The sequence below is a fragment of the Desulfitobacterium sp. LBE genome, assembly GCF_007830365.1.
Classification (GTDB): Bacteria; Bacillota; Desulfitobacteriia; order Desulfitobacteriales; family Desulfitobacteriaceae; genus Desulfitobacterium; species Desulfitobacterium hafniense.
Genome location: NZ_VLKD01000001.1, coordinates 1,128,594 through 1,147,461 on the forward strand (window position 1 = coordinate 1,128,594; position 18,868 = coordinate 1,147,461).

An 18,868-nucleotide genomic window follows, 5' to 3' on the forward strand; every position below is an offset into this window, starting at 1 on the left:
TTATGGATACCGTATATTATTTGGTTCAGAACACGCTTCCTGTGGCAATCCCCCTGCTCTTAGTGGCTCTGGGGGGAATGTTCAGCGAACGCAGCGGCATCATCAACATCGCCTTGGAAGGGATTATGCTCTTCGGCGCCTTCTTCGGCTGTCTCTTTGTCTACTTTATTCAAGGCTCTTCCCTGAACCCGCAGTATATACTCTTGCTGGGCATGGCGGTGGCCGCCCTGGCAGGCATAATCTTTTCCCTATTGCTATCTCTCGCCACAGTGACGATGAAGGCCGACCAAACCATCTCGGGAACGGCTTTAAATATGCTGGTTCCCGGCATGATCCTGCTCTATGCAAAAATGTTCTTTAACAGCGACGGTATCACCACCAACGTGAATTTTTACCTGCGCAAGGTTCCCCTTCTGGGAGATCTGCCAGTCATCGGCAAATTATTTTTTCAAAACACCTATATCACCGTCTATATCGGTTTCCTTTTCCTGATTATCGCCGCGATCATCTTCTATAAGACGCGCTTTGGTTTGCGCCTGAGGGCCTGCGGTGAGCATCCTCATGCTGCGGATTCAGTGGGCATCAATGTTTATGTGATGCGTTACGCAGGAGTCAGCATGTCCGGTTTCCTCGGCGGAATGGGCGGATTTTTCTATGCTGTGGGAGTCATGAACAGCAACATCAACGGCCACACCGGGGTAGCGGGATTCGGCTTCTTAGCCTTGGCCGTCATGATCTTCGGACAGTGGAAACCTTTTCAGATTCTGCTGGCAGCCCTCTTTTTTGCCTTCCTGCGCACCTTGGCCTATTCCATTGCCCTTATCCCCTTCCTCCATGACCTGAACATCAATCAAACCTTTTACAAAATGCTGCCCTACCTGGCGACGATGGTGGTTCTGGCCTTCACCTCGCAAAAATCCCGGGCGCCGAAAGCTGAAGGGATACCTTACGACAAGAGCCAGCGCTGATCAGCCATTAGACCATGGCTTTCCTATTGGCATTGTCGATGGTATAGTAAAATATTACTATAACGAAATCTCCGAATTCTGTGCCAAGACCAAACGACCGATTTATATCACGAAGAACGGGCGGGCCGACCTGACGGTGATCAACAGCGCCGAGTTTGACCGGATGCTGGAAATCGTGCAACTGTACACCGCAACACTCTCGCCTGCGCCGGAAAGCATTACCTTCCACAGTAAGGAAGAGCTATACCGAATGCTGGATGAAGGCTTGGAAGCTGTCAGGCAGGGTAACGTCAGACCGATTGAGGAAGCGTTCCCAGAAATAAAACGGAGGCTTGGTTTCGATGTATAAAGTCGTCCAAACCGTATTCCTGCTCCGCTTCCTCTACGCCGGCAGTAACTGGCAAAATAAGATTTAGCGTCTGACCCCGGCTGCACAAGCAGCCGGGGATTTATTTTGCTTAAACGAGATTATTCTTAAGGGCGGGGAGGTATTGATCTGCCCAACTCGTGAATACTAAAGAGAGGTGCTCTATAAGCATACTGCTTCATATTGCAGGAACGGATGATACGCTTTGAAACTCAGAACCTTTATTCTCATTTCCTTGTCTTCTTTCGCCCTGTTTGCTTGGGTCGTTAAATCCTCCTGGGCGCTGGACGCTCCCATGAGTGAGGAAGCGGTGGCCGGTAAAGAAGTCTGGCAGCGCTATAACTGCGTCAGCTGTCATACTTTATTCGGCAATGGCGGCTATGTGGGCGGAGATTTAACTCAGATCACGGCGCGGCGCAGCCCTGAGCAGCTGAGTGATTTTTTCAGCAACCCGCCGGTCATTCCACCCCATCAAAAAGAGACCCATGTCGCTTTAACTGAAGAAGAAACCCAGGCTATGACTGCCTATTTCGACTACCTGAACACCATTCCCACTTTAGGCTGGCCTCCTCAGCCAAGGGTGCTAGAAGGCGGGGATGCCCCTTGAAAACCTTCTCCGGAAAACAGATCGCCCGCAGATATGTCCTCTATGGTGTGTTCCTTTTTGCCATTCAGGGCATAGTTGCCCTGCTGGGAGCGACTTCATTGATATTTCCCGACTTGCCCTCCCCTGTTTCCTATGCATACGGCCGGGCAGTGCATCTGGCCCTGGCTACTTTTTGGCCGGTCATCGGTATGATGGGGATGGTCTATTACTACACCGTAGAGCAGCTTAAGGCAGATATCTACTCGCCGAAGCTAGCCAGATGGCAGTTTCTGATATTATTAATGGCTTCAGCAGGGCTCCTGGGAACATTGGCCTTGGGGATCGGCAACGGTCGGGAGTATCTGGACGGATTGCCTGTTTTTTATCTGGGAATTTCTCTGGGGCTATTGCTGGGGGCCTATAATTTAATCCGGACCCTTTGGCAAAACAAACAAAAAATAACCCCTGCTGCCGGAATTATGGCAGTAGGGGCAGTGTTTCTCTGTGTGCTGATCATTCCCAATGTTTTGAGATTCACTAATCCCGTGGCTGACGAAGCGGTAAAATTCTGGGTCGTCCATCTGTGGGAGGAAATGGCTTTTGAACTCACCACCAGTGGTTTCATCGCTTCCTTTTTTGTCACAGCCGGTATTGCGGAGAAAAGGGATATAGAAAAGTGGCTTTACTTAGAAGCCACTCTCTCAGTGATCGGAGGATTATTCGGCACGGGGCACCATTACTTCTGGATTGGCTTTCCCCCGGTTTGGCTCTTTCTCGGCACGTTTTTCAGCCTTATTCAGGTCCTGCCCGTCTTTCTCCTGGCTTATCTAGTCTATAAAGGCTTTAAGAAACATAAACCTTTCAGCCTCCGGGAAAAGCTTGCTGTTGGGCTGATTTTAAGCAGTATCTTTCATCATCTTACCGGAGCGACTCTTTTAGGGATCTTGATCACGATCCCCTGGATCAATGTCTATGCTCATGGCACCTATATAACCTCAGGCCATGCCCACCTGGCCTTGTTCGGCACCATCGGTTTTCTGGTTCTGGCCGGTGCTTATACCATTTTAAGTGAGAAAGAACCCCTGGACAAAAAAGCTTATGGCTATGGCCTATCCGGAGTCATCCTCCTCAACCTTGGCCTGATCGGCATGAGCAGCAGCTTGATCCTGGCCGGTTTTCTGCAGACTTATCTGTGGAGAGTCATGGGTATTGATTTCATGGCGGTCAATTCAGTCATCAATCCTTACTTAATCCTGCGGGTTCTCTGGGGCTCCCTGTTCACTCTGGGAGCAGCTATCCTCTGCTCTTTAATCATCCGAACCTGGTGGAAGACAAGAAAGGCTTAACTGCATTCCAAAAGCCTAGATGCGTTCCGCAACCTTCAGCCAGGTTTCCTTGGTCAAAAAGCTTTCCTCCACCTGTTCCTCCAATTCCAGAAAACGTTTATAGGTCATGCTGAAAGAAAGGATATCCTTATCGATAAATTTGCGGGCCGAAGGATCCGTGAGCCCGATAAAACAGTGATCCTCGTCCTTATCCACTTGATCTAAGGTAAAGAGCACGGTCTGGTGACAGCCTGCTCCAAAATTAACTTTAACATTATCCTGAGTCGGCCGGTCATAATTGGCCAGCACAGTCAAAGCCGAGATCTGATCCGCATTGGCTAAAAAGATGATTCCTTCCGGGGTTTCGTCAGCCTTTAGTTCGGACAGAGGTTTAAAGATAATATATTCTTTGGCTGTCACTTTAGGCAGCTCAAGAGCAAATTTACCGGCCAATTCAGGGTTCTTTTTATAAAACTCCCCTTCCCGTCCGCCTACACCGCCTACAGATAAGAAATGCTCGATAAAACCCAACTCAAATTGCCTGAATCCCAGTCCTACCTTACCACCGCTACAAGTAGTCGTAGAGTTGGCAAATACCGCAACCTGCCCTTTAGCAGCCATGTTGAGCAGAGAGATGGCACACCCCCATCTCCCCTCTTTAAACTGCATAGCCCCTTCGGGCTTGGCATCGGAACGCATTACTGCGACAGGCTGGTTTCCCAATTTAATCGCTTCGGCAATTTTGCTTTGCATAAGAACTACACCTCACTTTTTAAATTTCTGGAGAAGTTAACTATTATGCCTATGTTTTCGCTTGCCTCATGGGAAATCCTCTTTTAAATCGTTCAATTTTTCCGAACTGGAATCCAAACTTCACTGTAAGCGTAGTCTTTTTTATGCTGATTCATTTTGGTAAAAGAAAAAGCAGGGGCCTTGATTACTTCGTAATTTGAAGACGGAAGCCATTCTGAATATATTTTTGCCATTGTATCCTGTAACATAGAAGGAAATGGTCCTTCGTTGGGAAATATAGCCCAAGTGCAGGCTTCCACCGGCACTTTTTCCAATAGGTCACTTACTTGATTTTCCGTCGTTAAAATACCTATCAGATGAGTTAAATCACCTTCTTCTTTCAAAAAGTCTGCGTCAGCATCATAAGAAGCATTAATGATTTCATAAGGCTCAATATTTTGCAGAGCATGCATTTCTTCTCTTTGCTCCGCTGTGATGCTTTGGGCAAGTTTGACAATTTCCTTATTAACCCCTTCAAATTGCATGGGAACACGTTTGCTTACACCGACTAAATTAAAGGCCGGTTTGTCCTCAATTCTAAATTCCATAGCAGTTCCTCCCTTGACGCTTATTACAAATGAAAGTTTGGGAAAGGATTTACTTAGGCCTTTTTTTATTACATCTGAGGGTACGAAACCACTCCATTTTTTAAAAGCCCGAGTAAAGCCGTCCATTGACTGATAACCATATTTAAAAGCAACCTCCGTAACTGTTTCTCCCTGTAATAAATCCTTATTTGCTTCCGATAATTTTCTGTTTTTGATATATTCGCTAAGGGTCAACCCTGAAAGATAGAAAAAGATCTTTCTAAAGTGATAGTCAGAAACTCCGGCATATTCAGAAATGATTTCAAGAGACAGCTCCTCGGTTAAGTGCTCTTCAATATAGTCAATCACATGATTTAATTCCCGTAACATGATCTCCCTCCTTTCTACAGCTGCATAATACCAAAACTATTATAACGATGCTCGACTTTTATTAACCAAAATATATCGAATCCTTATCTATAAAGTGTACTTTTCTTGTCACAAAAACCCCGCCAGCGGTTTTATAGTTATGTCGAGAGGGGGTCAGAAATGAGAGAAGATCCTATAGTGACTAGGGAGCAGACGGCTGAACAGATGGCAGAGCAGACTCCGGATCCTTCTGATTTCGCCGCTGTATTTCAACACTACTACCCTATGGTGGTTCAGACCATCGAGAAGATCCTTCAGGAGAGAAATACCGCTGAGGATTTAGCCCAGGATGTCTTTTGGCGCTTATATCATGCACCCTGGCAAGACATCGGGAATCTTAAGGCCTACTTAATCCAATCCGGGATCAATGCCGCCTACAATCATTTGCGTACCAGCAAACGACAGCATAGTCTCTGGGAAAGGCTCACCCGCCAGACATCAGCCAACGAACCCTCAGCAGAAACACAATGGCTTAGAGCCGAAGAGATTCAACGAGTCAGAGAAGTCCTGACTGAGCTGCCTGAGCGGGATCGGTCCCTGCTCCTGCTGCGCTTTGCAGGGTTAAGCTACAAGGAAATCAGCGAGACGATCTCTATGGAATTTGCTTCCGTAGGAAAATCCTTGGTACGGGCCAAAGAGCGCTTCCGCAAAGGTTACCTGAAAAGGGGGGAATACTAATGACCTGTGGCCTTGAACAAGACTATATTCAGGCCTATCTTGACGGTGAATTGTCAAGAGAGGAAAGAAAAGAGATGGCTCTTCATCTGCAGAGCTGCCCCGGCTGTCGGGAAGAGCTGCAAAACATGAAAAAACTGGATGAATGGATCAAGACAGCCTTGACCGAGAGCTTGACGTTAAGCACCGGCAGCGAGGGATCTCCCGATACCCAGGCCGCTTGGGAGAAATTCCAAGCCCGGCTGGCCACGGCACCCGGTCCCCGCCCCGGTGACAACGCTCTGGGAGCTTTGGAATTACCTAACCCCAATACAGAACCAGCACAAAACCTGACAAAGAGTCTCAGGACGAAAGGAAGATGGTCAACAATGAAAATCAATCCCAAACGCTGGATAGCCGGAGGCGTAGCGGCCGCGGTCCTGGCTTCCGCTCTGTTCATACCCCAGGTGAGAGTGGCCGCCAGCGATATGCTGGGCTTATTGCGCATCGACAAACTGCAAACGGTTAAACTTACCCCGGAAGATATTGAACAGATTAAAGCCAATATGAGCGCCCTGCACAACGGGGAGATCGATCTTAAAGGCATGGGCCATATGTCTGTAGCCGGCCAGCCTGAACCGGCAGTCTTTACCTCACTTGAAGCAGCCCGCCAAGCCGGTGTGTCCGTTCCTGAACTAACAGGTTATACCATGCTTCGAGCCGGGAAACAGGAGCCCTTTTCTGCCGATATGCAAATCGACGTAGCCCAGTTTGAAGCCTTTGCTCAGCAATTAGGCACTGCCGTAGCCTTGGATCCCAAGCTGAATAAGGAGAGCATTTTTATCTCCTTTGGTCAAAGCAGTTTTATTGAGTATAGCTCGGAGAGCAATCCCCAGGCTCGTTTGCATTATGCTGTATCCGCCTCACCTCAGCTCAAAGTACCCGAGGGGATTGATGTGGATCAGGTAAGAGGCGCTCTCTTAATGACGCCTCTCCTTCCCGAAAATGTCCGTCAGCAATTAGCCAATATTCAGGATTGGGAGTCCACTCTTCCCATTCCTTATGTGGAAGGCCAGGATTATTCTGAAGATGTTAAAGTCCAGGGGAACCCTGGAGTATTTGTTGCCTATGCCGGCGGGGAGCATGCCGTGCTGATTTGGCAAAAGGATGGTTTAATGCACATGCTGGCCTCCCAGGGAATGGAAGCCCAAAGCAATAAAGAACTGAAAAACAGCCTGCTTGCTATGGCAAGCCAAATTTAAATCCTTCATAATACCTAAAGGGCAGCCCCACCGGCTGCTCTTTAGGCTTATCAAGCAATGAGGTGGCTTATGTCGGAATTCGTCATTCAAACCTGGAATTTAACCAAACACTATGATGGCAAAGCCGGGTGCTCGGATGTGAGCTTACAGGTCCCTCCCGGTGTCGTCTATGGTTTTATCGGACCCAATGGTGCGGGAAAGAGCACTTTTGTCAGAACCTTGCTGGGTTTAATCCATCCGACTTCAGGACGGGCGGAAATCCTCGGCCATCCCCTCAAAGAGGTTAAGGCTCGGGCCAAAGTGGGCTATCTCCCTGAGCTTTTCCGTTATCCCGATTGGCTGACAGGGGTTCAACTGCTGGAACTCCATGGCGATTTGGCCGGAGTACCTTCCGCGGAACGGAGACTGCGGATTCAGAACTTAGTGGAACGGGTGGGGTTATCCGGCCGTGAGCAGGAAAAAATCCGGCGCTACAGCAAAGGAATGCAGCAGCGCATCGGCTTGGCTTGTGCCTTGATCTCCGATCCTGAACTGATCTTTCTTGATGAGCCCACCTCCGCCCTGGACCCTATCGGCCGCCGGGACGTGCGGGATCTCATCCTTGCCCTGCGCAAGGAAGGTAAGACAGTGTTTCTCAACAGCCATCTCCTGGCCGAAGTGGAAAATGTCTGCGACCAAGTGGCCATTATTAACCAGGGAAAAGTAGTCGCCCAAGGAGACTGGCGGACCCTCTGTGACTTTAAATCGGAAATTAAACTGCGGGCTCAAGGGTTGACTCAGGAAATCCTGAACACGGTGAATTCACTGGTTCAGAATGCCGAGCTTTTATCCCGAACCCAGGAAATCTCCGAATGGCGGGTGCAGCTCAGCTCGGGGGAGGCTGTGCCGGAGCTGATCTATCGCCTCAGCGGGATGGGAATTGGGCTCTATGAAGTGGTTTCCCTGCAGCCCCATTTGGAAGAGGTGTTTATGTATTGGGTGGAGCGAAAGGAGAGAGAACATGCTGTCCATCATTAAGCTGACCTTCAGGGAGATTCTCTCGCGGCGGATCTTTTTCATCACCCTGCTCATGACCCTTGCCTTTTTAATCTTCTTTGGGGTGGTCAATCATTATGCTGCCCAAGGCTTCATTCAAGCTATGCACGGTTTTGACGGCACCAACACGGTTATCCAAAATTCAATCCGTTCCCAAATTATTATGATGGGACTTAATTTTTCCAGCATGATTCTGGCTCTGCTCACCATACTCTCCACAGTGGGAGGGGTAGCCGGGGAAATCGAAAATCATCAGATCGATACGATTCTGGCCCGTCCCCTCCCCCGCCGTTCTTATGTTTTAGGAAAGTTCCTTGGCTTGGGAACCGTAGTCGTAGTTTATGCTCTTAGCTTATTTGTTGGTGTACTGCTGATCAATCAGCTGACCGGCGGGGATATTGCCGCCCGCCTTGAACCTTCCTCTGTTGTTCAAGGCGGGCTGATATTTGTCCTATCCCCTCTCCTCATCGTCGCCGCAGGTTTATGGCTGAGTACCCGTATGAGCACGATCAACAGCGGCATCATTCTCATTATTCTCTATGGGGCAGGCTTTGTGGGCGGGCTGGTGGAACAGATCGGAACCCTGCTCAATAACCCGTCCTTAATCAACACAGGCATCGTCTCCAGCCTCATCTTTCCCTATAATGCTCTCTTTCGCAAAACCGATGCTTTGCTGACGGATTCCGGGAACAGCGCCATGGCCATGTTCAACGGCGGGGCAGGGAGTGAGCCCAGCAATCTGATGCTCGGATATGGGGTCTTCTACACTGTGGCTTTGTTGTTCTGGGCAATCCGCCATTTCGAGGGGCGGGATGTTTGAGCACTACTCCAGTTCAAAGGCTCCCGTATAGAGCTGATAATATTTGCCCTTTTCAGCAATCAGCTTCTCATGGCTGCCCCGTTCAATAACTCTCCCCTCCTCAAGAACCATGATCACATCGGAGTTCTTGACGGTGGAAAGCCTGTGGGCAATGACAAAGACCGTTCTCCCTTCCATTAAGGAGTCCATGCCCCGTTGGACGATGGCCTCGGTGCGGGTATCGATGGAGGAAGTGGCTTCATCGAGAATCATCACCGGCGGATCTGCTACCGCAGCACGGGCAATGGAGATGAGCTGCCGCTGACCCTGGGATAAACCGCTGCCGTCCCCGGAAAGAACTGTCTGATAACCTTGGGGGAGCATGCGGATAAAACCGTCGGCATTGGCCAGCTTGGCCGCCGCGATACAGTCCTCATCCGTGGCATCCAGGCGGCCATAGCGGATATTTTCCATCACCGACCCTGTAAACAGATTGACATCCTGGAGCACGATACCTAAGGAGCGGCGCAAGTCCTCCTTTTTGATTTTATTGATATTAATACCGTCATAGCGGATCTTGCCGTCGGCCAGATCATAGAAACGGTTGATGAGATTGGTAATAGTGGTCTTGCCCGCTCCCGTAGCCCCCACAAAAGCCACCTTTTGCCCGGGTTCGGCATACAAAGTGATGTTGTGCAGAACCATCTTGTTCTCCTCGTAGCCAAAGTCCACATCGAAGAAACGGACTTCTCCTTTAAGCTCCCGATATTCCACCGTGCCATCTTCCTGAGGAATTTTCCAGGCCCACCCATCGGTATGCGAGCTGGTTTCAACTATGGGGCCCCTTTCTTGTTTGACATGGACCAAGGTCACTTGCCCTTCATCCTTTTCCGGCTTTTCATCAAGGAGTTTGAAGATCCGTTCCGCCCCTGCCAAAGCCATAATAATGGCATTCAACTGCTGGGACACCTGCGCAATGGGCATGATAAAACTGCGGGACAACTGCAGAAAAGAAGCAATGGTTCCCAGGGTGAGCGCATTGGTCCCGGCGATGGTCAGATTGGTCACTCCTCCAATCGCCAGGAGACCTCCCACAATGGCCAACGCTACATAAAGGAGATAGCCAAAATTGCTCATCATGGGCATGATGATATTGACATAGGAATTGGCGGCGGTGGCATGGGCGCAAAGCTCTTCATTTTTGCGGTTAAAGGCCTCTTTGCTTTTTTCCTCATAGTTGAAGACCTTGACCACCCGCTGGCCATGAATCATTTCCTCAATATAGCCATTGAGAGTTCCCAGGGCTTGCTGCTGCTGCATAAAATAGGTGCCGCTCTTGCCGGCGATGCTGCCAATAACCTTTAGGATTAGGAAAATACACAAGACCACAAACACGGTCAGCCAGACACTGAGGTAAAGCATGGCAAAGAAAACCGCCACAATCGTAATGAAGGAAGAAAAGGTCTGAGGGATACCCTGAGAGATCATCTGTCTTAAGGTATCCGTATCATTGGTGTAATGGCTCATCACATCCCCATGAGTATGGGAATCAAAGTATTTAACCGGCAGCTTCTGCATGTGGGAAAACATCTCATCCCGGATTTTCTTTAAGATGCCTTGGGAGATCGACACCATAATCCAGTTGTACATTAAGGTGGCCAGAACGCCAATCAGGTAAATCCCTGCCATCACCATTATGATCCGCAGCAATCCGGCATAGTTGGGAACAGCCTCCAGAAGAAGAGGTGCAATATAATCATCGATCAGGATTTTCAGGAATACTGAAGACAGAACCCCAACCAGGGCACTGATCAGAATAGCGACCATAACGAAGAAGGTTTGCACCTTGTAATCCCGCAAATAGGATAAAAGCCGTTTTGCGGTCTGGAGGCTGAACTTGGCATGGGGCGGTTTCCCGCCGGGAAGTCCCCTGCCATGAGCAGAACTCTTGCCGCCCGGACCGCCTCTGAGTCCCATCATTCTTCATCCCCTCCTTTTGCTTGTGACTCGTAGACCTCTCTGTAAATCTCACTGGTCTGCAGCAATTCCTCATGGGAACCCACAGCCTTTATTTTCCCATCGTCCATGACGATGATCCGGTCGGCATCCTGGACCGATGAAACCCGCTGAGCGATAATTAGCTTGGTGGTATCCGGCAGGTGCTCAGCCAGCGCCTTGCGGATCTGGGCATCCGTCTCCATATCCACGGCACTTGTTGAATCATCGAGAATCAGGATTTGCGGGTTCTTCAGCAAAGCCCGGGCGATACAGAGCCGCTGCTTCTGCCCTCCCGAGAGATTGACCCCTCCCTGCTCGATCAGGGTATCGTATTGGTCGGGGAACCCGGCGATGAAATCATGGGCATGGGCCAGCTTGCAGGCCTGAATCATCTCTTCCTCAGTAGCCTGCTCATTCCCCCAGCGCAGATTCTCTTTAATCGTTCCTGAGAAAAGCACATTCTTCTGCAGGACCATGGCTACTTGGTTGCGCAGCGTCTCCAGGTCATAATCCCTGACATCAACACCGCCCACCTTGACCTTGCCCTCAGTCACATCATACAAACGGGGAATCAATTGGACTAACGTGGATTTAGAGGATCCCGTTCCCCCCAGAATGCCAAGAGTCTCACCGGATCGAATGTCCAGATTGATCCTATCCAGGACCGGTTTATCCGCATCTTTGCTATAGCTGAAGCTGACATTTTCAAAGGAGATATCGCCATTGGGGACTTGGCAAACCGGGTGGTCCTTGTTTTGCAGGTTGCTCTCTTCCTCCAGAAGTTCCACGATTCTCGCGGCAGAAGCCCGGGAGATGGTCAGCATCACAAAGACCATGGAAAGCATCATCAGACTCATGAGAATCTGAGTGGCATAAGTAATCAAACTCAAAAGTTCCCCGGTGGAAAGTCCGGCCACAGGATCGCCGCCGGAAGCCACAATGGCCCGGGCGCCAAACCAGGATACGAAAAGGATACAGGCATACATGCAAAATTGCATCAGCGGCATATTAAAGACCAGCAGCCGTTCCGCTTTGCTAAAGTCCTTATAAATGGATTGGGAAATAGTCATGAATTTTTGGGTTTCAAAATCTTCGCGGACAAAAGACTTAACCACGCGCATGCCCCGGAGATTTTCCTGAACGACATTATTGAGCTTATCATAGGTCCGGAAGACCCTGGCGAAGATGGGATGAACATTGCTCATAATCAGCCATAGCCCCACGCCGAGAATGGGGATGCTCCCCAGGAAAATAAGGGACAGCTTCTGATCGATGCTAAAGGAGACAAAGAGGGCAAAGCAAAGCATGATCGGACTGCGTATAGCCATACGGGTCAGCATTTGGAAGGAGTTCTGCACATTGGTGACATCAGTGGTCAACCGGGTCACAATGCTTGCCGTGGAGAACTTATCAATATTGGAGAATGAAAAGCTCTGGACTTTATAAAACATGTCTTGACGCAGATTCTGGGCAAAGCCTGCTGAGGCAACGGCGGCAGTCCTCCCCGCCAACAGTCCGAAAGCCAGGCTGATCAAGGCGGCAAGGAGAAGAGCGCCTCCCATTTTAGCTACATAGTTCATATCGCCCGCGTCAATGCCATAGTCGATCAGCCGGGCCATCAATAAAGGAATGATCACTTCCATGGTCACTTCCAAAGCCACAAAAAACGGCGTCAAGAGAGTGGTTTTCTTGTACTGCCGGATACTTCCGGCCAGTTTTTTAATCATAGATCAAACTCCTCCAATAACTACCTTATAACTACTTACACTGACATTCACCATCTTTTTTACCTGTTAAGTTTTCTTTCATCCTCTCGATATAATCATTGAATTGCTGGATTTCCTCTTCCGTAAAACCTTGAATCAGCATGGTTTCCAGGCTGTCAATATCCTCAACGATACTTTGGTGAAGAGCCAGGGCCTTAGGTGTAAGCACCAGTTTTTTCAGACGGGCATCATCGGGTACACTCCGACGCTCAATAAGCTCTTTCTGCTCCATAAGTTTCAGCACTTTTGAAGTCGTCGACCGATTCACAGTAAACATCTCTTCGATATCTTTCTGAAAGATATCCTTATCCCTGTTTTCCGCCAGATAGGCTATAATCCAGCTGTTTGTTCCGGTAATACTTTTAGCATATTGAAAGTTTGCTGAGTTTTCCACATGCCGTTTAATCAGATGATTGAGAGAACGAATCTGAAAGCCTATGTCCTTTTTGCCTTTATGAATTGGTTTCATGCTTTTATCCCTCTCTATGCCAATAAGATTATAATGTTGCACAACGAATTGTTTGCTATGCAACATTATAATCTTTTCCTGTGTCATTTTCAATTAATATTAAGTTAAGATTCACAACTTCTTTAAATATTACGTGCGAGTAATTTTAAGGCTTCTAATAAAAATAATTTAAATTCCGGGCTGGATATGCTAGAGTTGATGTTAGAATATTCTGTCAATATCGGCGGCTTTTTAACTTTTGACAGGAAAAAACGGGGGGTAATACCATGGATTCACCAAAGGCACTGATGGATGACTTCATCAGAAAGACCGAGGAAAAAGCAGAGCTAACCTCAAGCATCAACGGTGTTTATCAATATGATTTTTCAGCCAGCGACCACGGGGTATGGATCATTACTTTTGAAAACGGCAAAGCTGTCTATACAGAGGGCGAAACTCAGAATCCCGTAGTTACCATCAAAGCTAAATTTGATACTTTTGTTGATTTTTACCAAGGGAAGCTCAACGCTATGTCTGCGGTTATGACAGGCAAAATCAAGATCAAAGGCAATATGTCCGCTGCCATGAAGATGCAGCAATTCCTATAATATAGCTTCACATTGAGCAAAGCAGCCCTACAAGAGCAAAACAGTTCTCTGCTCAAGCTGCTGCTGAGATTGGCACCCCGTATGTCTTCTGTATCACTGCGGAAAATGTGCGGGGTATTTAGCGCAAAAAAATGCCTTGAATTGGACAACCAATTCAAGGCAACTCTTTGTAATTATCTGCTATGTTATTTAACTTCTTTTCTGACTTCATAAGCTTTTACTAAAGCATCTATGAAGCGGGAATGTGGATCTTGGAGTGACATAGTAGCACCGGTAGTAACGTCTACCAGCATTTTCTTTTCAGCTTCTGTGAAGGTTGCAACTTTAGCTTTATCAGCGTCAGTTAACTTCTCAGGATAAGCCATTTTGTAAGGTCTTCCGTTGGCATCGCAATACTTAGCAAACCAATCCTGAACTTCAGCGACAGTCTTCCCTTTGAAGTATTCTTCATAGAAGTTCATTTGCTCCCACCATTCTTTACCGGAAACAGCACTGGCTTTCATGCCATAAGCATCGCCTTCTTCTTTCTTGGTTTCCCAGTTAAAGCCATTGGCTTGAGCATCTTTATAGAATGACTTGTCTGCAGCTTCAGGATCCATCCAACCTGGGAACATATCAGGCAGGATTTCCACAACATCAAACTGTAATTTTACAATCTTGCCGGCATCATCAAAAAGTGCGGCAACTGTAGTAATGTTTAAATTGTCGTGATCTTTTTGTCTGGCAGTGTTATCACGATAGTTGGCTACCATACCAATTCCTTGGTAAAGTTTCTTGGCTGCTGGGGCAACGGCAACAGTAGAAGTAGAAGTAGAAGTAGAAGTAGCAGCAACTTCTTCAGCTTTAACAAGAATTTTTTGACCGGGGAAAATCAGGTTAACATTCTTAATCTGTGGATTTAATTTTGCTAATGCATCAATTGTCAGTCCATGCTTCGCCGCAATTTGCCAGAAAAAATCACCGCTTACTACTGTGTAGTAAGTTCCTGCTGCGATTTTAGAAGTATCAACACTAGGGGCTGCTGCCGGGGCCGTTGCTGCAGGTTTTGCAGGTGTTGCAGGTGCAGCTGGTGTTGCCGCCTCCACTGTTGCTGAAGTTGTAGTGTCAACTGCAGCAAAAATCGGGAGTGCCAGTACGGAAAAAGCGAGCGAAATTGATAGAATAATACCCAGGGTTTTTTTCATGTTACTCCTCCTTAAATTTTTTTATTCCAGGATTCACAAACCCGAGTTCATGAACCCCAAATCTAACCCCTCAATAATCGCTTATTATCTATCTGCTATCTGGCAATATCACTTTGTGAGAATCATGGTAAACCCAGGCAAAATTATGTAGCTTTTGGACTGACTGATTAAATATAGTCTAAGTTCTAACTTTCATAAATCCTTCGATTATTGCAGATACAATTATTATCTAGTCAAGTATTAGATAAACAAGTATTGCACCGACAAGTATCTGACATGTAAAAATTAACATAGCTTTAAGAGTTAGTCAATAGATATTTTTATCAAAGTATAAAAAATCTAAATAGACTTAATTTCATACTTATTTTCTATTTTTCTGCTGAATTAATCCATCAAGGAAAAGCACATTAAGCTGTCGTACCAATTCCGGATTGTGCTCAAGCTGGTTGCGGATTTCTTTATTATGCAAAAAATAGGACTGAATCATATCGAGATAAATGCCAATTGCCGTATCGGATACATCCTGCGCGAAAACTGCGGAGCGCTTACCGGCTGCTATGAATTTAATAAACAGCTCTTTATTCGCGGTGTTGTAATGGTCAAAATAATTGCGAAGCTCCGGATCACTCTCAACGGCTTCAAAAAAGAACCGCAAACTGTATTGGCCATAATACCAGGTGCGGATCTGGATATACTGCTCAATTTTAGCGAAGAAATCCCCCTCTTTTTCAATGAGCTCTTTTATTTTGGCAATGCTTTCATCCAGCATATTCATGATGATGATACGCCGCAGATTATCCTTGCTTTCAAAAAAGTTATAAATAGAGACTTTGGAAACATGGGCTTTTTCGGCGATTTCCGTCATCGTGACTTTATCAAATCCATAGTGATCGAATAATTCCAAAGCCGTCTGCATGATGGCTTTTTTCTTATCATTTCTCCTCTTTGCAAATCCATCCAAAACAAATCACCTCAAATTATGAACTATATATACCTTAAACGTAAATAATATAGCATAGGGTCCTTGACGAGTCAAGGCACAGCTAGTAATATATGAACTATAATAGTATTTATAGTTCATATATTTGAAGGAGGTATTGAGGTGGCGGACATTCGTTTTGAAAAGGTTAGAAAAGAGTATCAGATGGGAGAAGTCGTCATTTGTGCAGCAAATGATGTGTCCTTTCAGGTGAAGAGCGGTGAGCTTTGTATCATACTCGGCCCCTCCGGCGCAGGCAAGACCACGGTGCTTAATCTGCTGGGAGGCATAGATACAGCCACATCCGGGAGAATCCTCTTTAACGGCAAGGATATTACCGCTATGAACGATCTGGAATTGACCGACTACCGCAGACACAAGATTGGTTTCGTTTTTCAGTTTTATAACCTGATTCCTAATCTTACTGCTATTGAAAACGTGGAGCTGGCCAGGCAAGTCTGCAAATCCCCCCTCGATCCGGAAGAGGCCCTGAGAATTGTGGGTTTGCAGGATAGGATTCATAATTTCCCGGCCCAGCTTTCCGGCGGGGAGCAGCAGCGGGTTGCTATCGCCAGAGCTGTCTGCAAAAACCCGGACCTGCTTCTTTGCGATGAGCCCACCGGCGCCCTTGACACGGAAACAGGCAAAACTGTATTGAAAGTATTAGCGGATGTGAGCCGCAATATGGGTAAAACCGTAATCATCATTACCCACAATTCCCTGCTCGCACCCATCGCCGACCGACTGATTGAGATGAAGAACGGGGCGATCATCAAGGAACACCTTGAAAAATCGCCCCTTGAGCTGGAGGGAATCCAATGGTAAGCATGTTGCAGAAGAAAGTTCTTCGGGATACAAAGGAAAATCGCTGGTCCTTTCTGGCTATCGTGTGCATTTGCTCACTAGGGATTGCCCTGTTCAGCGGCATCAACATGTATGTGACTACGGTCGAAACTGCAGTATCCGATGCCTATAAGCAGGCAAATCTTGCTGACTACTGGATTTATAAAGGGGAAATTTCTCCTTCCCATTTGGCTGACCTACGGTCTTTGGGGGAAGTTCAAGAGGTTCAGCGGCGGAAAGTAACCGACATCACTCTCCCCGGAACCTCAGGGGCGGTGCTTCATCTGCACGCACTGGATGAAACAGCCACCATCAATGTGCCGGAGCTTCTGGAAGGCAGCGGACTGGATGGCAGTGAAGCCAACGTCCTTTTGCTGGACAGCCGCTTTGCTGAGGCTCATGGACTGTCTGTCGGTGACAGAATTACGGCAGGAGAAGGGGAAAAACAGACAGAGTGGCTAATCCAAGGGATTGTCCGTGCCGGGGAATACATTTATTACGCGCCGGAAGGCTTAACCGTTCCCGACTACCAAAAATATGGCTTCGCCTACACCAATGCTTCCTCTTTGCCGGAGGTTCCTTTCAATGAAATCATCCTCACTGTTGCTGAAGGCTCAACTCTTGCACAGGCAGAAGTTTCGGCCCAAATACGGGAAAGGCTGGCCGGAGCCAATATCCTCAGCCGCCACCATCAGACAAGCTACCGGAAGGTTGCGGATGCTATGACCGGGATCAAACAAATCGGTCTGCTGTTTTCCTTGGCTTTTTTCCTGACAGGGGCCCTGGTGACCTGGATTACAGTATCCAGAATGCTGGAGAACCAACGCCAGCATTTGGGAACCCTTCGTTCTTTAGGCTACTCCAAAAAGGAAATTACAGGGCGGTACGCGCTTTTTGGGGTTTTGATCACTCTGCCCAGCATGATTTTAGGCTGGATGATGGCCCGCTATCTGATTGCGGAATTTTTGTACAGGATTGGCATGACCTATTACACCATCGAAGCTACCGGTGTCATCCCCTTTACGCCCCACTTCTTCCTGTCGGCCCTCTGTGTGGCGGCGGTTACCTGCGGCGGGGCCCTCCTCTCCTGCCGCAGATCATTGAAGCTGACACCGGCTGCTCTGATGAGACCCAAGCCACCGGCTCAAGGACACCGGATTTTTCTGGAGCGAATCACGCCTTATTGGCGCAGACTCAGCTTCAGCGGTAAAATCGTGACAAGGAATCTGTTCCGCAACAAAGGCCGGATGCTCATGGGGCTTGTCGGCATTATCGGCTCCACTTCCCTGATTTTGTGCGGCTTCGGACTGATGAATTCCATTAACGGGATGCTTGACAAGGCCTTTAAGGAGACGGTTCACTATGACGTGGAAATCAAACTCCGTACTCCATCCACCGTTGAAGAGCTTGCCGATATGTATAATACATTGAGCGGGCAGCATGTAGACGCCACCATGGCTCTCAGTGTCTATCTCTATGGGAAGGGGGATGTACAAAGCCCTTATCTTGTGGTGATGGACGAAGGGCAAAAAAGCCTCAACTTCAAGGACACAAAAGGTAAGGAGATTCCTTTACCGGAGGAGGGAGCCTTGATTACTCCCAGAATGGCCAAGGCTCTGGCCGTGGACGCAGGGGATATCCTCAGAGCGGAAAGCCTGGATGGAACGGTCATGGCCCTGAAGGTTGCTGATATTGTAGATTTCCCTGTGGGTAATGAAATCTATCTATCCAAAACCGCCTTTGCCAAGGTGTCCGCTCTCCCCTTCCTGGTCAGAACCCTTCTCATGCAGGGCCAGGATCTTGATTTAAGCAAGCTGAACGGGGATCCGCGAATTTCCCTGGTGGAAACAAAGGAAGAAATGCGCAACAATATGCTGATTGTTTTGGAAAGCCTGCAAAGCTTTCAAATGATCTTGATTTTATTTGCGGGCTTGCTGGCCTTTGCCGTTATGATGGTCCTGGGCCGGATGAACTACTATGAGCGAATCCGCGAGCTTGCGACCCTGAAAGTCCTGGGGTTTTATGAAAATGAGATGAAAAGGCTGGTATTGCGCGAAACGATCTGGATTACCGTATTCGGTCTGCCTTTCGGCTACATCCTGGGCTCTTTGCTGCTGGGCGTCATTGTTGACCAGGCCACAACGCCGGACTTGGAAATTCTGCCCATGATTGATCTTTCCAGCATTGCTGTAGGGTTTGCTTTCATGCTGGGCTTTACCATGCTTGTAAATTTTATGATGGGGAGAAAATTCAAAAATGTCGATATGGTGGCATCACTAAAAAGCGTGGAGTGAAGCT

The 18,868-nt window shown here is 47.8% G+C and carries 18 protein-coding genes; 11 read left to right on the forward strand and 7 right to left on the reverse strand.

All coding sequences use genetic code 11. The features are described from left to right. Nucleotides 1-2: 2 nt before the first annotated feature. From DESLBE_RS05540 to DESLBE_RS05555, 4 genes are all read left to right on the forward strand, one after another. Nucleotides 3-968, forward strand: coding sequence for an ABC transporter permease (locus tag DESLBE_RS05540; protein WP_018305885.1), 966 nt, complete (start codon nt 3-5; stop codon nt 966-968). 136 nt (nt 969-1,104) lie between these two features. Beyond that, nucleotides 1,105-1,317: a hypothetical protein gene (locus tag DESLBE_RS26895; RefSeq protein WP_018305886.1), complete on the forward strand. Its 213-nt coding sequence runs from the start codon at nt 1,105-1,107 to the stop codon at nt 1,315-1,317. A gap of 223 nt (nt 1,318-1,540) precedes the next feature. Then, nucleotides 1,541-1,942, forward strand: coding sequence for a cytochrome c (locus DESLBE_RS05550; RefSeq protein WP_011459546.1), 402 nt, complete (start codon nt 1,541-1,543; stop codon nt 1,940-1,942). Continuing rightward, nucleotides 1,939-3,267, forward strand: coding sequence for a cbb3-type cytochrome c oxidase subunit I (locus DESLBE_RS05555; RefSeq protein WP_144675568.1), 1,329 nt, complete (start codon nt 1,939-1,941; stop codon nt 3,265-3,267). The genes DESLBE_RS05550 and DESLBE_RS05555 overlap by 4 nt, the downstream gene beginning before the upstream one ends. A 15-nt stretch (nt 3,268-3,282) precedes the next feature. On the opposite strand, the gene DESLBE_RS05560 is transcribed toward DESLBE_RS05555, so the two are convergent. Together DESLBE_RS05560 and DESLBE_RS05565 are read right to left on the reverse strand one after the other, a co-directional pair. Continuing rightward, nucleotides 3,283-3,999 (reverse strand): DUF169 domain-containing protein, encoded by a 717-nt coding sequence (locus tag DESLBE_RS05560; RefSeq protein WP_005814415.1) that lies wholly within the window; start codon nt 3,997-3,999, stop codon nt 3,283-3,285. A gap of 92 nt (nt 4,000-4,091) precedes the next feature. Continuing rightward, on the reverse strand, nt 4,092-4,955 hold the full coding sequence (locus DESLBE_RS05565; RefSeq protein WP_144675570.1) for an AraC family transcriptional regulator: 864 nt from the start codon (nt 4,953-4,955) through the stop codon (nt 4,092-4,094). 159 nt (nt 4,956-5,114) lie between these two features. Here DESLBE_RS05565 and sigX point away from each other — a divergent pair, with 159 nt between their 5' ends. The 4 genes from sigX to DESLBE_RS05585 all read left to right on the forward strand — a co-directional run bounded on the left by sigX (nt 5,115) and on the right by DESLBE_RS05585 (nt 8,765). Then, nucleotides 5,115-5,672: an RNA polymerase sigma factor SigX gene (sigX, locus tag DESLBE_RS05570; RefSeq protein WP_144675572.1), complete on the forward strand. Its 558-nt coding sequence runs from the start codon at nt 5,115-5,117 to the stop codon at nt 5,670-5,672. Further along, nucleotides 5,672-6,910 (forward strand): zf-HC2 domain-containing protein, encoded by a 1,239-nt coding sequence (locus tag DESLBE_RS05575; RefSeq protein ID WP_144675574.1) that lies wholly within the window; start codon nt 5,672-5,674, stop codon nt 6,908-6,910. The genes sigX and DESLBE_RS05575 overlap by 1 nt, the downstream gene beginning before the upstream one ends. 69 nt (nt 6,911-6,979) lie before the next feature. Then, nucleotides 6,980-7,927 (forward strand): ABC transporter ATP-binding protein, encoded by a 948-nt coding sequence (locus tag DESLBE_RS05580; protein WP_144675576.1) that lies wholly within the window; start codon nt 6,980-6,982, stop codon nt 7,925-7,927. Continuing rightward, nucleotides 7,911-8,765 carry an ABC transporter permease subunit gene (locus DESLBE_RS05585; RefSeq protein ID WP_144675578.1) on the forward strand — a complete coding sequence of 285 codons (855 nt, stop codon included), beginning with the start codon at nt 7,911-7,913 and terminating at the stop codon, nt 8,763-8,765. The genes DESLBE_RS05580 and DESLBE_RS05585 overlap by 17 nt, the downstream gene beginning before the upstream one ends. A gap of 3 nt (nt 8,766-8,768) precedes the next feature. Here the strand turns inward: DESLBE_RS05585 and DESLBE_RS05590 are convergent, their stop codons facing one another. Genes DESLBE_RS05590 through DESLBE_RS05600 form a run of 3 tightly spaced genes read right to left on the reverse strand, consistent with a single transcriptional unit; the run spans nt 8,769 to nt 13,043 of the window. Beyond that, the gene (locus DESLBE_RS05590; protein ID WP_144675580.1) at nt 8,769-10,724 is read right to left on the reverse strand and encodes an ABC transporter ATP-binding protein; all 1,956 of its coding nucleotides are present in this window, start codon (nt 10,722-10,724) and stop codon (nt 8,769-8,771) included. Beyond that, the gene (locus tag DESLBE_RS05595) at nt 10,721-12,469 is read right to left on the reverse strand and encodes an ABC transporter ATP-binding protein (RefSeq protein WP_144675582.1); all 1,749 of its coding nucleotides are present in this window, start codon (nt 12,467-12,469) and stop codon (nt 10,721-10,723) included. Before DESLBE_RS05595 ends, DESLBE_RS05590 begins: the two co-directional genes overlap by 4 nt. A gap of 31 nt (nt 12,470-12,500) precedes the next feature. Continuing rightward, nucleotides 12,501-13,043, reverse strand: a complete 543-nt coding sequence (locus tag DESLBE_RS05600; protein WP_144675584.1) for a MarR family transcriptional regulator — start codon at nt 13,041-13,043, stop codon at nt 12,501-12,503. A gap of 200 nt (nt 13,044-13,243) precedes the next feature. On the opposite strand from DESLBE_RS05600, the gene DESLBE_RS05605 reads away from it, so the two are divergent. Next, nucleotides 13,244-13,564 carry an SCP2 sterol-binding domain-containing protein gene (locus DESLBE_RS05605; protein WP_144675586.1) on the forward strand — a complete coding sequence of 107 codons (321 nt, stop codon included), beginning with the start codon at nt 13,244-13,246 and terminating at the stop codon, nt 13,562-13,564. Nucleotides 13,565-13,749: 185 nt separating this feature from the next. Here the strand turns inward: DESLBE_RS05605 and DESLBE_RS05610 are convergent, their stop codons facing one another. Both DESLBE_RS05610 and DESLBE_RS05615 read right to left on the reverse strand, forming a co-directional pair. Further along, a complete protein-coding gene (locus DESLBE_RS05610; RefSeq protein ID WP_144675588.1) occupies nt 13,750-14,748 on the reverse strand; it encodes a chlorophenol reductase in 999 nt (332 codons plus the stop codon). 361 nt (nt 14,749-15,109) lie between these two features. Next, on the reverse strand, nt 15,110-15,709 hold the full coding sequence (locus tag DESLBE_RS05615) for a TetR/AcrR family transcriptional regulator (RefSeq protein WP_144675590.1): 600 nt from the start codon (nt 15,707-15,709) through the stop codon (nt 15,110-15,112). A gap of 183 nt (nt 15,710-15,892) precedes the next feature. On the opposite strand from DESLBE_RS05615, the gene DESLBE_RS05620 reads away from it, so the two are divergent. Continuing rightward, nucleotides 15,893-16,552, forward strand: coding sequence for an ABC transporter ATP-binding protein (locus tag DESLBE_RS05620; RefSeq protein ID WP_144678616.1), 660 nt, complete (start codon nt 15,893-15,895; stop codon nt 16,550-16,552). Further along, nucleotides 16,546-18,864 carry an FtsX-like permease family protein gene (locus DESLBE_RS05625; protein ID WP_144675592.1) on the forward strand — a complete coding sequence of 773 codons (2,319 nt, stop codon included), beginning with the start codon at nt 16,546-16,548 and terminating at the stop codon, nt 18,862-18,864. Before DESLBE_RS05620 ends, DESLBE_RS05625 begins: the two co-directional genes overlap by 7 nt. Nucleotides 18,865-18,868 lie beyond the last annotated feature (4 nt).

What these genes read in the sequence shown, in the direction of transcription:
- DESLBE_RS05540 (WP_018305885.1), top strand. Translation starts at nt 3, where the DNA reads ATGGATACCGTATATTATTTGGTTCAGAACACGCTTCCTGTGGCAATC.
- DESLBE_RS05560 (WP_005814415.1), bottom strand. Translation starts at nt 3,999, where the DNA reads ATGCAAAGCAAAATTGCCGAAGCGATTAAATTGGGAAACCAGCCTGTC.
- DESLBE_RS05565 (WP_144675570.1), bottom strand. Translation starts at nt 4,955, where the DNA reads ATGTTACGGGAATTAAATCATGTGATTGACTATATTGAAGAGCACTTA.
- sigX (WP_144675572.1), top strand. Translation starts at nt 5,115, where the DNA reads ATGAGAGAAGATCCTATAGTGACTAGGGAGCAGACGGCTGAACAGATG.
- DESLBE_RS05575 (WP_144675574.1), top strand. Translation starts at nt 5,672, where the DNA reads ATGACCTGTGGCCTTGAACAAGACTATATTCAGGCCTATCTTGACGGT.
- DESLBE_RS05580 (WP_144675576.1), top strand. Translation starts at nt 6,980, where the DNA reads ATGTCGGAATTCGTCATTCAAACCTGGAATTTAACCAAACACTATGAT.
- DESLBE_RS05585 (WP_144675578.1), top strand. Translation starts at nt 7,911, where the DNA reads ATGCTGTCCATCATTAAGCTGACCTTCAGGGAGATTCTCTCGCGGCGG.
- DESLBE_RS05590 (WP_144675580.1), bottom strand. Translation starts at nt 10,724, where the DNA reads ATGATGGGACTCAGAGGCGGTCCGGGCGGCAAGAGTTCTGCTCATGGC.
- DESLBE_RS05595 (WP_144675582.1), bottom strand. Translation starts at nt 12,469, where the DNA reads ATGATTAAAAAACTGGCCGGAAGTATCCGGCAGTACAAGAAAACCACT.
- DESLBE_RS05600 (WP_144675584.1), bottom strand. Translation starts at nt 13,043, where the DNA reads ATGTTGCATAGCAAACAATTCGTTGTGCAACATTATAATCTTATTGGC.
- DESLBE_RS05605 (WP_144675586.1), top strand. Translation starts at nt 13,244, where the DNA reads ATGGATTCACCAAAGGCACTGATGGATGACTTCATCAGAAAGACCGAG.
- DESLBE_RS05610 (WP_144675588.1), bottom strand. Translation starts at nt 14,748, where the DNA reads ATGAAAAAAACCCTGGGTATTATTCTATCAATTTCGCTCGCTTTTTCC.
- DESLBE_RS05620 (WP_144678616.1), top strand. Translation starts at nt 15,893, where the DNA reads ATGGGAGAAGTCGTCATTTGTGCAGCAAATGATGTGTCCTTTCAGGTG.
- DESLBE_RS05625 (WP_144675592.1), top strand. Translation starts at nt 16,546, where the DNA reads ATGGTAAGCATGTTGCAGAAGAAAGTTCTTCGGGATACAAAGGAAAAT.